Origin of the sequence: Sphingomonas sp., from assembly GCF_041661885.1 — a bacterium.
Taxonomy (GTDB): domain Bacteria; phylum Pseudomonadota; class Alphaproteobacteria; order Sphingomonadales; family Sphingomonadaceae; genus Sphingomonas.
This window is the reverse complement of record NZ_JBAZTL010000004.1, coordinates 22,934-36,163: the sequence shown is the minus strand read 5'-3', so window position 1 is coordinate 36,163 and position 13,230 is coordinate 22,934. Positions and strand designations below refer to the sequence as shown.

Sequence of the window (13,230 nt, the reverse complement as noted above, 5' to 3'; positions counted from 1 at the left end):
AAGCGGATGAGCTTGAAGGGCGGGGACAGGCCGGTGCTCAGATTGTTGAAATAACTGACCCTATGATTGAGGCGGGTGTGGCGGCTTGGCACGACTGGGATCAGTCGGATGATTGCTGACCTGAGAATCTCGTAAAAACTGTATTTCGTGCGATGACCTTAGGTCGGCATGGTCGTCAGGATCGAGCGCTGTTGTCAATTCGAATAACGCCCGAGACATTCGTAGTGCCAAGTCCCGCAGAGTCGTCGCGGTAAATTTTTCCGGTCCAAATTTGCCGGTGGCAATCAGCCAAAATTCGCCGCCTCCTATTTGTAATTCGATCGTCCCATGTGCGACGTTGCCCCTACTCCTGTGGAGCCCCCTAGAGCTTTCCGCCGCTTCCTTAATGAGACTGGAAGCTATCGGCGCATCCCCTGCCAGAATGTCGGCTTCCGCGATCACACGGGTTATCAAGAACCGAAATTTGGAGAGTTTTCGCCAGTCGAGCGTCGTCTTATTTATGTTGCAAAGCTTTTCGAGAGTGGCCTTTATCCCGTTTTCCAACAGGGCACAGTGCAGCACTACCCTCCCGACATAGAGGGCCACATCAGCAGGAATCGGCATCGCAGCAAGGCTTCCGTACTCGATTGCTTCGTCTGGTCCTGGCCAAGCGGTGAAGCTGAAATCTACTGTCCCGTCCTCGTTTACGGTAACCTTATCGGGCTTGGGCGGCTTTCCTATCGTCAGGGTCTCAGTTACCTTTGCAGTCGGCGAAGACGCTCGCCAAACACTCGAAACATCGCCGCTTCCCCCTTGGAAAGTGAAGGAAGTGGTTATTTTGGTGGGATATTCCTTAACCATGTTAATTCCAGATAAAGACGCCGAAACCTACACCGAAGCGGAGACGATAGCTCGACGCGAGGCCGCTCTGCGCTACGCGCTTACAACCCCGCCCAAGCCGCATGAAGCTATGCGGAAAGGACGGGGTGAGTCTTGCAAAAAGGCTTAGCGTCGCTTGCGTGGCGACCCGATCTGGCGGGGCGGCACGTAGTTAGGCAGCGAGTTTGTCAGTCCGCCGGTATGTCAGGCGGCGGCCCTCGGCACCCTTGAGCATTGCCGATGCGCGCTCGCCATCGGTCATCTTGCGCGTGTTGTACCGAAGGTCGAACTCGGCGCAGTAGCGAGCGAGATGCGCCTCGCTCATATGGTGATACGTGCCGATCACGCCGCGCTTAAAGATCGAGAAGAAGTGTTCCGCCGTGTTGGAGTGCTTGAAGCCGCCCGTTGCGACGTACTCTTTGGCGCTGTGATTGACGACCGAGTGACCGTTAAACTCACGGCCTACGCGAGTGTAGACGTGGCTTTCATCGGTCATCAAATGCGAGGCGCGGTCAACGTTCATGACGATAAGCGGGCGGAGGGTCGCGGCGTTGACGTTGGCGACATGGAACGAACGCGCCATGCCGTCGCGGGTGACGAGTGCGACAACCGCTTTCTTTGGGGCTGGCGCGCGGGTCGCGCGGTTCTTTGCCTTGCCGCCGACGTAGGTTTCGTCAGCCTCGACAATGGCGTCAGGACCGCCAAGCGGGCCGGTTGGAGCCGCACCCGCCATAGCTTCGCGCGCACGGTGGCAGAGGAACCAAGCCGTCTTGTAGGTGACGCCCAGCATGCGCTCCATTTGCTTAGCCGACATGCCCTTCTTAGACGCCGCCATAAGATGAAACGCCAGCAGCCACTTGTTCAGCGGAACGTGTGAGCGCTCCATGACGGTGCCGGTACGCACGGTGAATTTTTCACGGCAATCGCCGCAAACCCCAAGGCAGGTTGGTGCACAACAGAGCTGTCCTACACGCCGACTTTCTGAGACCGTTGGCCAACGCTCTTTCTCAAGTCCATATCGTCCGCGCCGCTCACCTCGTCGCCCGACAACCACCGTTCGTCGCGCGCCGCAGAAGACGCTGCCTTACTTTTGTTACCTTCCGAGTCGCGCGCACCGGATCACCGCTCGATATAGGTCGCCGCATATTCCACCGGAAAATTCACCGATCGCGCGATGAAGCAATGCGCGTGGATGCGGCCATGGATCGCATCCGCCGCCGCCAGATCGCTCCCCTGGACCAGCTCGATCCGCGGCCGCAGCACCGCCTTCACGAACCGCCCCGTCCCATCGGGCGCGCTGTCGCCGAGCCCAAGCGGATCGTCGGTATAGCCCGTCACCACCACCCCGGCGACGCTCGCCAGATGCAGATACCACAGCATATGGCAGCCCGAGAGTGTCGCCAGCAGCAGGTCCTCGGGGTTGGGCAGGCCCGGATCACCCCCCAGCAGCGGATCGTTCGAACACTCGATCACCGGCTTGCCCGGCGTCACGATCTGCCACGTCCGGTCATAACCGCGATACTGCCGCGTCCCCTCGCCGCGATTGCCGGTCCAGGCGATCCGCGCGGTGTACTGGTGCTCGGCCATGTTACCCTTCGATGATGTGCGGCACGAAGCGCGCGGTGTTGCCGGTGATCGGCCCGTCCTCGCGAATCCCCATCCCCGCCGACGCGCCATCGACGATCCACGCGCCGAGCACCGGGCGCTGTTCGCCGCTTCCGGGCAGATCGTACAGCACCTGATAGACGAAGCCTTCCTCGCCATAATCACCGCCGGTCTCGGCCAGCGTCGCGCCGCCCTTCACCAAAGTGACATTCGCCCCTTCGCGCGCCAGCAACGGCTTGCGCACATAATCCCCCGCCAGCGGCACGCGCCGCGTCTCCAGCAGATTGGGGTGGCCGGGATACAGTTCCCACAACACCGCGAGGATCGCCTTGTTGCTCCACAGCATCTTCCAGATCGGCTCGATCCACAGCGTGCTACTCAGGCTTTCGACCAGATCGCGCCCGAACGGTTCATTGACCAGCCATTCCCACGGATAAAGATGGAAGATCGCATCGATCGGTGCGTTGTCGAGATCGACAAAGCGCCGTCCCGCGCTATCCCAGCCCAGATCCTTCAGCTCGATCAGCCGCGTATCGATCCCCGCCACGCGCGCCGTGTCGGCGAGATAGGCGGTGGTAACGCTGTCCTCCCCCGCCGCATCCGCGACATGCGCCAGATAGAGCGCGCTGCTCCCCGGCGACGGCGCGATGTCGCGCCATTTGGCGATCAGCGCCTCGTGCAGGCTGTTATACTGGTCGTGGCTTGGAAAGACCGCTTCCTTCCAGTCCCACTGGATCACCGCCGCCTCGACCAGCGAAGTCGGCGTATCGCAATTGAACTCGAACAGTTTGGGTGGCCCGGAGCCGTCATAGCCCAGATCGAACCGCCCGAAATTGAGCGCTGGCGGCTCGGCATTCCACGAATCGTGAATGGCATCGTGGCAGAAAGCGGGAATGCCGAAGTCGCCGAGCAATTCGTGGTCGAGCACATGCTGCCCGGCGGCGAGGAACATCTCATACAACTCGGCACTGGCACGCTCGATCGTCTCGATCTCGGTAAGCGAAAAGCGGTAGCAGGCGCTTTCGTCCCAATAAGGCTGGCCGCCAACGCTGTGCCAAACGAGCCCCAATTCCTCGACCCGCGCCTGCCAGTCGCGGCGCGGGCTGCAATCGGTGCGACGCATCACTCGCCCACCCCGCCGCCGAAGCCGCGTGCGCTCATCCCGAAACCGCCGCGCGACACCGTGGCCGAAGAGGCGCGCGCATAGCCGACGCCTGCACGCGGCGTCGTGTAACCGCCCGCCACCGCCTGCCCCGGTTGCGGGACGACACTTCCGCGCGACAGAAAGTACCAGGCAGCCCCGCCGCCACCATGCCCACCGCCGCTGCGCACGCACTTGGCATCGTCGGTGCGAAGACCAGCCGCATCACGACACACCGCGACATCGGCATTGGCGACATCGCGCGACGGGCTGCACGCCCCCGCAAGCAAGGCGGTCGCCACCGCGCTGGTAATCGGCAGAAATTTGGGGTCGAACGTGCGCCTGGCCATGTGTCTGAAACTCCGCTGTTCCATCGACTATAGGAGCCCACACATCGCCCGAATAGCGAATCCGGCGCCGCAGCGCCGACCGAACCAGCGCATTCGCCGCGCCAACAATCCGCACGCCGGCAAATATGGCCGTTGCCAAACGCGGATCGGCGGCATTGCACATCGTGCAACACCGCCGATACGAACCTGCGTCGTCTTCAGCCCGTCTTAGTGACGAACCCAGCTTCCCTGTTCTACGGTCGCCTGGATCACCGTCGGACGAGCCTTGCCGTTGGTGCGCGCAGGCTGGGCCACCCGCTTCGCGGACGTATCGATCTTGAACTGCGCCGCTTGCTCGCTCAGCGACACCACTTCGGTCGATAGGTTGCGCGCAGCGGCAGACGTTTCCTCCACCATCGCCGCATTCTGTTGAGTCGAACGGTCCATTTCGTTGATCGCCGTGCTGATCTCGGTGATCGCCGCCGATTGCGCCTGGCTGTCCGACGCCATTGAGCCGAGCAGCTTGTGGACCGCATCGACGTCACCGGCGATGTTGGCCAGGGCCACATCGACGCGCTCGACCGCCTTCACCGCCGTCACGATCTCGCTTTGCGTCACGGTCAATTGGTCACGCGCAAGCTTCGCCTCCTCCTCGGCGCGCATGGCGAGCGCGCTCACCAGATCGGCAACCACCGCGAACCCCCGGCCCGCATCGCCGGCGCGCCCGGCTTCAACCGCCGCGTTCATCGCCAGCACGCGAGTCTGGAAAGCGATCTTGTCGAGACCCTCGATAACGCTGTCGATGCCTTCCGCGCTTTGGCTTACCCGGCCCATCGCCTGCACCGCCTCATCCGCAGTTTCGCGACCACCGCCAACCGTCGCAATCGCTTGATCGGCGCGCATCACCGTCTGTCCCGACGCGACTGCGGTCGCCTTGAGACGATTGTCCATCTGGGCAATCGCGGCCGACGTCTGCTCCAGGCTTGCCGCATTGCTTTCGGTGCGTCGTGCCAGGTCTTCCGATGCCTGAGCAATCTCGCCCGAGCCTGTCAGGATGCCCGCCGTGCTTTCCCCCACCGCGCCGATCAACTCGCGCAGATTCAATAGGGCTGCATTGAAGTTGTTCTTCAACTCGTCAAATTCCGGGGCGAACGCGGTCGTTATATCGACCGTCAAATCGCCGCGCGACAAACCACCAAGGTTGGTCAACAGCGTGTCGACCACCAGAAGCGATTTCGCCTGCTCCTCTGCGCGCCGCGTGATGCTGATCTTGATGTCGCCCTGCATTTTCCGCAAGGATTCGGCCAAGGTGCCGACCTCATCAACCTGTTGGATGTGCAAGGTTTGATCGAGCTGTTCGCGCGCGATGCCATCCGCAAACTCGGCGCATTCGCGGATCGGGCGGGCGATGCGTGCCGCGGCAAAGGAAATCGCGAAGATCGCGCCCACCGCCACGCCCAGACCAAGAACAAGCTGCCAGACGACTCCCGAAATCGCACGGGAACCAAGCGCCCCGCTAAGGGTATCGGCCTGCGCCAGAACCAGGGCGCGAGGCACCGAGATCACCACCGACCACGGGGTCGTGCTGCGCCCGAGGCGGATCGGCGAATAGACGTCGATATTGGTCTGCTTGGCATCGTCGAGCACCTTGGCCTCGCCGGACCGCGCAATCCCTTCCAGTTGCGACCAACGCGGGTCAACCGAGGCGGCCGGCTTGCCGATCGAGGACGGATCGGCGCTGTTGGCAGCAATCAGGCCAGTGTCGCTGACGATCAGCATGACGCCCTTGCCCGAAAACAGCGAACCATTGGTCTTGATCGCCAATTTCTGCAGGAAATCGAGGTCGTAATCCGCACCGGCGACGCCGACGAACTTACCCCCGACCGAAATCGGCACCGACATCGTTGCGAGAAATACGCGCTTGCCCTGCACCGTATACGGCAACGGCCCCAGGATGCTTTCCTGATTGTTGGTGCGTGGCCCGAGATACCAGCCGCCTTTGACCAACCCGTTGGGGTGGCGTTCGGCGCTGTTATATTCAACCAGCGGCTGGATCGCCACGCTGCCATTGGTCGAGCGCGTCCAATAGGGCAGATAGCGTCCGGTATCGTCCGATCCCTTTGCGCGATTGTTGACGAACGCCGCATCCGCGCCGTCGATCGCATTCGGCTCCCAGGCCGAATAAGTCCCGTTGAAACCAGGATTTTGTTCAAGAACCCGGCGCATGATCGCGTTGAATTGGTCACGCCGCTGGCCGCTCGGCGTGCTGCCGACCAGTACAGAGAAGGACTGGGCCGTCGTCCGCGCCGCATCGAACGCGACGTCCAACGCGCCCTTCACCGTGTCCGCCTCGACTGCGGCACGATTTTGCAACGTATCCTTGGCCTGGCTGCTGACAATCCCGCCCACTTCGCTGCTGACATACAGATGCGACGTCAGGGACGAGATCGCGCTGATCGAGACAAGAATTACGACCGTTGCCCCCAAACACAGCCCCGCGATGATCGCGATCTTCCGCTGTAAGGAACGAATCGAGTCGAGGCGTTTCATCAGGTTCATTGCATCTTCCAAATTGCGGCGGGATGACGCCAGGCGACGGGAGACGCGGCACGACAAAGCGAAACGTCCCTTATATCATAGGAAATTCGACGAGGTGTCCCCGGCGCAACCGAACAATCTTTCGCCATTGCCCCCGAAGTCGACCGACCGCCTTTCCCTCACGACCAAAAGATCAGCGCCAGCGACGCGCGCGGGCGTTCGTCATGTTGCACGCAGCGCGGCGCTCGCTTAGGCATGGCACCCATGAAACTGATCATCGGCAACAAGGCCTATTCCTCCTGGTCGTTGCGCGGCTGGCTTGCGTGCAAGCAGTCCGGGCTGCTGTTCGAAGAAGCGGTCGTGCCGCTCTACGATGCTGAATGGGACAAGCGCCGCGAAGGCGACGAATTCGCCCCCTCCTCGGGCAAGGTGCCGATCCTGTGGGACGGCGATGCCGTGGTGTGGGACAGCCTCGCCATCGTCGAATATCTGGCCGAGAAGACCAGCCGCGACCTGTTCTGGCCCGACGACAACGCCGCGCGCGCAATGGCGCGCTCGATGGCGGCGGAAATGCACTCCAGCTTCACTGCGCTGCGCCGCAAGTACAGCATGAACGTCCGCCAAATTTTCCCGGCGCATCAGCCCGACGCGGATGTTTTGGCCGATCTCGGCCGGATCATGGAGCTATGGGCGCAAGCCCGCGCCCGCTTCGGTGGCGAGGGCGATTTCCTGTTCGGCGCGTTCGGGGCGGCGGACATCATGTATGCGCCCGTCGTCACGCGGATCGTTACCTATTCGCTCCCGGTCGTGCGCTTTGCGACCTCCTATTTGGACGCGGTGCTGCACCACCCCTTCCTGCAGGACTGGATCGCCGCTGCACAGGAAGAGGAATGGGTGATCGAGAAGTTCGAACGGCCCGCCGCCAAAGCGTGACGCTCAGGGCAACCGCGTCGTCGGGTACGGCGTACCGTCCTTATGCTCATAGCCGTCGACGGTGAACCGCATATCGATATCGGAATACTCGCCCCCCAGAGCACGCTCGCCCGCGCCAATCGCGACGAACACGCAATCCTGATCGGTGCGGTTCTGCAAATGATGTCCATCGCGCACCCCCGCCGGAAAGGTCGCGATGTCGCCCGCGCGCAGCAGCGTTTCGCCGCCATCCTCGATCAGCACCGCCTCGCCTGACAGCATCACCACCATTTCATCCTCGTCGCCATGCCAGTGCCGCTGCGACGACCAGGCACCGGGCTTGAGCGTAACGTGGCTTGCAGCGAAGTGTATCAGCCCCGTCACCGGTGCCAGCCGACGATACCAGCGCCCCGCCACTGGCGCATCAAATGGGGCTGGATAGCCGGTCGCATTGGTTTGCGGGATTGTGTCGAGATCGAGCTTGGGCAATGTCCCCTCCCATGAATGACCGTCTTCTGCCCGATCCGCTCGACCTCGCCAAGGCGTTGCTCGCTTGCGAAAGCATAACGCCCGCGCACGGCGCGGTGTTCGATGTGCTGGAGGCGGCATTGCTGCCGCTCGGTTTCACGGTTGACCGTTTCATCGTTGGTTCCGCGCCCGACGGACCGGTCGAAAACCTGCTGGCGACGCGCGGCGGGAGTGGCACGCACCTGGCCTTTGCCGGGCATCTCGACGTTGTGCCGCCGGGCGAAGGGTGGACCAGCGGCGCGTTCGTTCCTGAAGTGCGCGGCGGGTTACTGCACGGGCGCGGCGCGGTCGACATGAAGGGGGCGATCGCGGCGTTCGTCGCGGCAATTCCCGCCGAACCCGGCATCCCGATCAGCCTCATCATCACCGGCGACGAGGAGGGCCCTGCTATCTTCGGCACGCGCGCGCTGATCGAGCGAATGGCGCAAAACGGCGTGCGGCCCGATCTGTGCCTGGTCGGCGAGCCCACTTCCGCCGCGCGGCTGGGCGATACCGTCAAGATCGGGCGACGCGGATCGGTCAACATCTGGATCGGGGTGCCGGGCAAGCAAGGCCATGTCGCCTACCCCCACCTCGCCGACAATCCGATCCCGCGCCTGGTGGCGATGCTCGCCGAAATCGACGCGATCGTGCTCGATGCCGGTAACGCGTGGTTTCAGCCTTCCAACATCGAGGTGACCGACATCACCGTCGGCAACCCCGCCACCAACGTCATCCCGGCGCGCGCCGAGGCCCGGCTCAGCATCCGCTTCAACGACGAACAGCGTGGCGTCGATCTCGCCGACCGGATCGAGGCGATCGTCAAGCGCCACGATCCCGCCGCCACGATGGTCGCACGCATTTCGGGCGAAGCGTTCCTCACCGCACCCGGCCCCTTTTCCGACCTGATCGGCGATGCGATCGCGGCATATACCGGTGCCCGCCCCGAACTCTCCACCACCGGCGGCACTTCCGATGCGCGCTTCCTGTCGGCGCTGTGCCCGACGGTGGAATTCGGCCTGCTCAACGCGACGATGCACAAACTCGATGAAGCGGTAGCACTCGACGATCTGCTCGCGCTGCGCGGAATCTACCACGACATTATCGTGCGCGTTGTTGCCCTCTAACCGATTCAAACGACTCAAAATTCCTCGCGACTCGTGGTGAGTCCTCGGTTTGTATAGACGCGAGTCCCCAGAATGGGTAAGCTCGGGTTTAACCATAACGGCACGCGGGCATGGCGATCGACCCCTGGTTCCCCATTGCAATCGTCTGCAGCCTGGCAGGATACGGATCGTATCTCGCCGGGCTTCGGCGGCAATTGGTGCAACCCAACCGCGCCTCCTGGCTGATCTGGACGGCGGCGACGGCGGTCGAGGCCGCCACTTATGCCGCAGTCAACCCTGCCGCACTGCAGGGCTGGGTGTTCGCGCTCTCCACACTCGCGTGTCTGGTGGTGACGATCGGGATCTGGCGGCGTTCGGTGTGGAGCGCGCCGTCGCGCGGCGAAGTGGCCTGCACCGCCGCGTGCCTCGCCGCGCTGCTGGTGTGGATCGTGTCGCGCAATGCGTTTTGGGCGCACATGTTGGTGGTCGCCGCCGTCCCCGTCAGCTTCTGGCCGACTTGGCAAAGCGTGATGGAAGACCGCACGCGCGAACGCTCGCCCGCATGGGGGCTGTGGACGATCGGCGATCTGGCGACCTTGCTGGTAGCGACGCGCAATGGCGACCAACATGCCGGGGAATATGTCTATATCCTGGTCGAATTGCTGTGCCACGCCAGCGTGTGGTTCATGGTCGGGCTGGCGACGATCAACCCGCTGCGCTCGCTCGGTTTCCGCGACGGGCGCTTCTACGTGCTGGATGCTTATGCCCCCACCGCCAACCTGTTTGCGGTCGGCGAGACGCATCTGGGCAAGGCAGTCTATGCCGCGCAAGGCTTTGCCGAAGGGGACGAGATCATCCGCTTCACCGGTCGCCGCTTCCGCGCCGATCGCGTGCCGAGCCTGATGCGCGGATCGAGCGACCGCTTCGTACAGGTAACCCCCGAACATTATATGGGTCCGTCGGGCCGTATCGACGATCTCATCAACCATAGCTGTTCGCCCAATGCCGGGCTGCGCTTTGGCGGCAACAGCGTCGTGCTGGTCGCCATCCGCGACATCACGCCCGGCGAAGAAATCGCCTGGGATTATTCGACCACGCTCGCCGAATCGAACTGGCACATGATCTGTCAGTGCCGCAGCCCGGAGTGCCGCCGCGTGATCGGCAATTTTTCCACGCTGTCGCCCGAACGGCAGGAATGGTTCCGTGCGCGCAACCTCGTCGCCCCTTATTTGCGGCGCAAGGACGAGATCGCGCTGCGGCGCGACCGCGCCGCCTAAGCGCCCGCCAACATCGCGCGGATGCGTGCGGCGAGCGTATCCATCGCGAACGGTTTGGCGATCAGCGCCATGCCCGGTTCAAGCGGGCCATCCCCGACCACCGCATTCTCGGCAAAGCCCGTGATGAACAAGACGGGCAGTTCCGGGCGGGACGCGCGCGCGGCATCGGCGACCTGCCGCCCGTTCATACCGCCGGGCAGGCCGACATCGGTAATAAGCAAGTCGATCCGCACCGGCGATTCCAGCACCTTGAGCGCTTCGTTACCCGTCTCGGTCTCGATTGCGGTATAACCAAGCTCGTCGAGCAGCTCCAGGATCAGCATTCGCACGGTCGGCTCGTCTTCCACCACCAGCACCGTTTCGCCCGCGCCGACCGGGATTGCAGGTCCCACCCCGTCAGTACTCAGGTCCGCGGCCTTGCCGGTATGGCGCGGCAGCAGCAGCGTCATCGTCGTGCCCCGGTCGCACGCCGAATCGATCTGCACATGTCCGCCCGATTGTCGCACGAAGCCATAGATCATCGACAGGCCAAGCCCGGTTCCCTGCCCCATCGGCTTGGTTGTAAAAAACGGATCAAACGCCCGCGCGATCACCTCGGGGGTCATGCCCGTACCGGTATCGGCGACGCTGAGCGACAGATAGGCACCGGGCGGCACATCGCGCTCGCTGGCCGCGTTTTGGTCCAGCACGACATTGTGCGTCGTGATCGTCACCGTGCCGCCATCGGGCATTGCATCGCGCGCGTTGATGCACAGGTTGAGCAAGGCGTTCTCAAGCTGGTTCGCATCGGCCAGGATTGGCCAGCTATCGGCACCCGTCGCAACGTTCAGCGCGATGCTGGGGCCGAGCGTGCCGTGTACGAGATCCTCCATCCCCGCGATCAGCTTCGGCACATCGATCGGGCGGGGATCGAGCGGCTGGCGGCGCGAGAAAGCGAGCAGTCGGTGCGTCAGCGCCGCTGCACGCGCGGCCCCCGATTGCGCCGCGCCGATATAGCGCGGCAAATCGTCGATCCGCCCCTGGTTCAGGCGCAGTTGCATCAGTTCCAGCGCCCCGGAAATGCCGGTGAGCAGATTGTTGAAATCGTGCGCGAGGCCGCCGGTCAATTGCCCGACCGCCTCCATCTTCTGCGATTGCCGCAAACGCTCCTCCAACTCGCGCTGGCGGCTGACATCGACGCCGACACCGACGACCTTGCCCGGTTTACCATCGGGATCGCGCAGCACATGGTTGCGCGCCATGATCCAGCGCACACTGCCATCGGGCAGTTGCAGCCGATATTCATTGGCACCGTCCCCGCCTGTCGCACGAACGTGCGCGATCGCCGCCTGCATATGCGGCAAATCCTCGGGGTGGATCCGCGCCAACACATCGGCGAGCGTCACCCCGCGCGCGACATGCTCGGGCGTAAAACCGTAAAGCGCGGCAAAATCGCTATCGCTCTCGAAACGATCATGCGCCAGATCATAGGTCCACACCCCGACCCCATCCATCGCCTGTAGAACCATCCGCGTGCGTGTTTCGGCGGCGAGCAATTCGCTTTGCTGGCGCCGCTCCTCGGTAATGTCGCGGGCATTGGTATAGAGCCGGTCCCCGAACAACGTGGTTTGCCAGGCGAAGGTCCGATAATCGCCCGCCTGTGTCCGCAAGCGCTTCTCCATCCGGTGGGTCGTGCCGATTGCCGCGATGCGCGCAATCTCGGCGGCACTGCCACCCGCATCTTCGGGATGGCGCAGCCACTGCGAATCGCGCCCCAGAATATGGGCTGCGGACCAACCGAGCGCGCGCTCCCATGCCGGATTGACCGAGAGCCACCGCCCGTCACGCGTGGCGATCCCCAGTAAATCTTCGCTCACCTCCCACAGCAAATCGCGCTCGGCGGTGCGCGCCGCGACCTCACCCGCCAGATCGGCGTTCATCGCGCGCAGCCGCTCGACCGCCCGCACCCGCGCGACCGCGTCCCAGCTCAACTCCGCAACTTCCTCGATCAACGCGATTTCGCCGCGGGCCCACACCCGGGGTTGGCTGTGGCTGAGGTAGAAGCCACCCTGCCATTCGCCACCGCGCAGCAAGGGCACCGTGACCCCAGCCCGACTGCCGACCAGATTCAGGGCATCGACAGGCGGCGCGTCGCGGTCATCGGGCGCATTGAACGTAATCGTCTCGCCCGCCCGCACCGCGTCACCCCAACGCGATCCAAAAATCGCGGCGGGGATTGGCCGGGTTAGCGGCGGCAACGCCCCGCCAGCCCAACATGCGCCATATTCGACGATATGATCCGGCGTCACCTCGAAGAATCCAGCACGATCGACGCTCAGATATCGGCCGACCGCTTCCGCCGTAAGTTGCATGACATCGTCGGCGTCATGCTGGGCACGTTGCTGTTCGACCAGGTCGAGCACAAAATCGCGTTCGGATTTCGCCGCGATCAAGGCGCGTTCGTTCAGCACCTGTGCCGTCACCTCAAGCCCTTGGTTGAGGATGCCGTGCGCGACGCCCTCCTCGTCCAGAATGGGCGAACTATTATAGCTCCAGAAGGTTTCGGTCGGCACGCCGCCGCGCAGCATCATCAATCGCTGCGCGACATGCGAGATGCCCTCGCCCGCTGCCAGGGTTTCGCGGAACTGCGCACCAAGCACCGGCCAGATATCGGGACGCGCCTCCGCCGCCGGACGGCCGAGCGCCCACGGGTGGTTGTCCGCCAGCACGGTCCACGCATCATTGTAGAGCAACCGAAAGTCCGGCCCCCAATAGATTGCGGTCGGGAAACTGGAGCGTAGACACAGCCCGACGCTAAGCTTCAGCGCGGCGTGCCAATCCTGCGGGGGCCCAAGCGGATGCGATGCCCAATCGAAACCACGCAACAACGCCCCGACCGCACCGCCGCCATCGAGAAAACGCAGCCCCGCCATAGCGTGCGCAGAGCCGGTTTTCAGGTCATTGGGTGCCATAAACGT

General features: G+C 63.4%; 11 protein-coding genes. 3 read left to right on the top strand and 8 right to left on the bottom strand.

Annotated features, from left to right (window positions below):
* Positions 1–60: 60 nt before the first annotated feature.
* From WC704_RS08965 to WC704_RS08940, 6 genes are all read right to left on the bottom strand, one after another.
* Complete coding sequence (locus WC704_RS08965) at positions 61–840, bottom strand: hypothetical protein (protein WP_372889587.1); 780 nt, start codon at positions 838–840, stop codon at positions 61–63.
* 190 nt (positions 841–1,030) lie between these two features.
* Positions 1,031–1,762: an IS1595 family transposase gene (locus tag WC704_RS08960; RefSeq protein ID WP_372889586.1), complete on the bottom strand. Its 732-nt coding sequence runs from the start codon at positions 1,760–1,762 to the stop codon at positions 1,031–1,033.
* A gap of 215 nt (positions 1,763–1,977) precedes the next feature.
* Positions 1,978–2,445 carry an OsmC family protein gene (locus tag WC704_RS08955; protein ID WP_372889585.1) on the bottom strand — a complete coding sequence of 156 codons (468 nt, stop codon included), beginning with the start codon at positions 2,443–2,445 and terminating at the stop codon, positions 1,978–1,980.
* Between the two features lies 1 nt (position 2,446).
* Entirely contained in the window at positions 2,447–3,586 is a 1,140-nt protein-coding gene (locus WC704_RS08950; RefSeq protein ID WP_372889875.1) for a glutathionylspermidine synthase family protein, read from the bottom strand.
* Positions 3,586–3,954, bottom strand: a complete 369-nt coding sequence (locus WC704_RS08945) for a hypothetical protein (RefSeq protein WP_372889584.1) — start codon at positions 3,952–3,954, stop codon at positions 3,586–3,588. The genes WC704_RS08950 and WC704_RS08945 overlap by 1 nt, the downstream gene beginning before the upstream one ends.
* A 207-nt stretch (positions 3,955–4,161) precedes the next feature.
* Positions 4,162–6,492, bottom strand: coding sequence for a methyl-accepting chemotaxis protein (locus WC704_RS08940; protein WP_372889583.1), 2,331 nt, complete (start codon positions 6,490–6,492; stop codon positions 4,162–4,164).
* A 243-nt stretch (positions 6,493–6,735) separates the two neighbouring features.
* Here WC704_RS08940 and WC704_RS08935 point away from each other — a divergent pair, with 243 nt between their 5' ends.
* Complete coding sequence (locus tag WC704_RS08935) at positions 6,736–7,404, top strand: glutathione S-transferase family protein (RefSeq protein ID WP_372889582.1); 669 nt, start codon at positions 6,736–6,738, stop codon at positions 7,402–7,404.
* Between the two features lie 3 nt (positions 7,405–7,407).
* Here WC704_RS08935 and WC704_RS08930 read toward each other — a convergent pair whose 3' ends face one another.
* Entirely contained in the window at positions 7,408–7,872 is a 465-nt protein-coding gene (locus WC704_RS08930) for a cupin domain-containing protein (RefSeq protein WP_372889581.1), read from the bottom strand.
* 11 nt (positions 7,873–7,883) lie between these two features.
* On the opposite strand from WC704_RS08930, the gene dapE reads away from it, so the two are divergent.
* Positions 7,884–9,017 (top strand): succinyl-diaminopimelate desuccinylase, encoded by a 1,134-nt coding sequence (dapE, locus tag WC704_RS08925; protein WP_372889580.1) that lies wholly within the window; start codon positions 7,884–7,886, stop codon positions 9,015–9,017.
* A gap of 110 nt (positions 9,018–9,127) precedes the next feature.
* The gene (locus tag WC704_RS08920; RefSeq protein ID WP_372889579.1) at positions 9,128–10,273 is read left to right on the top strand and encodes an SET domain-containing protein; all 1,146 of its coding nucleotides are present in this window, start codon (positions 9,128–9,130) and stop codon (positions 10,271–10,273) included.
* On the opposite strand, the gene WC704_RS08915 is transcribed toward WC704_RS08920, so the two are convergent.
* Entirely contained in the window at positions 10,270–13,224 is a 2,955-nt protein-coding gene (locus WC704_RS08915) for a PAS domain-containing protein (RefSeq protein WP_372889578.1), read from the bottom strand. The genes WC704_RS08920 and WC704_RS08915 overlap by 4 nt on opposite strands.
* Positions 13,225–13,230: the final 6 nt, after the last annotated feature.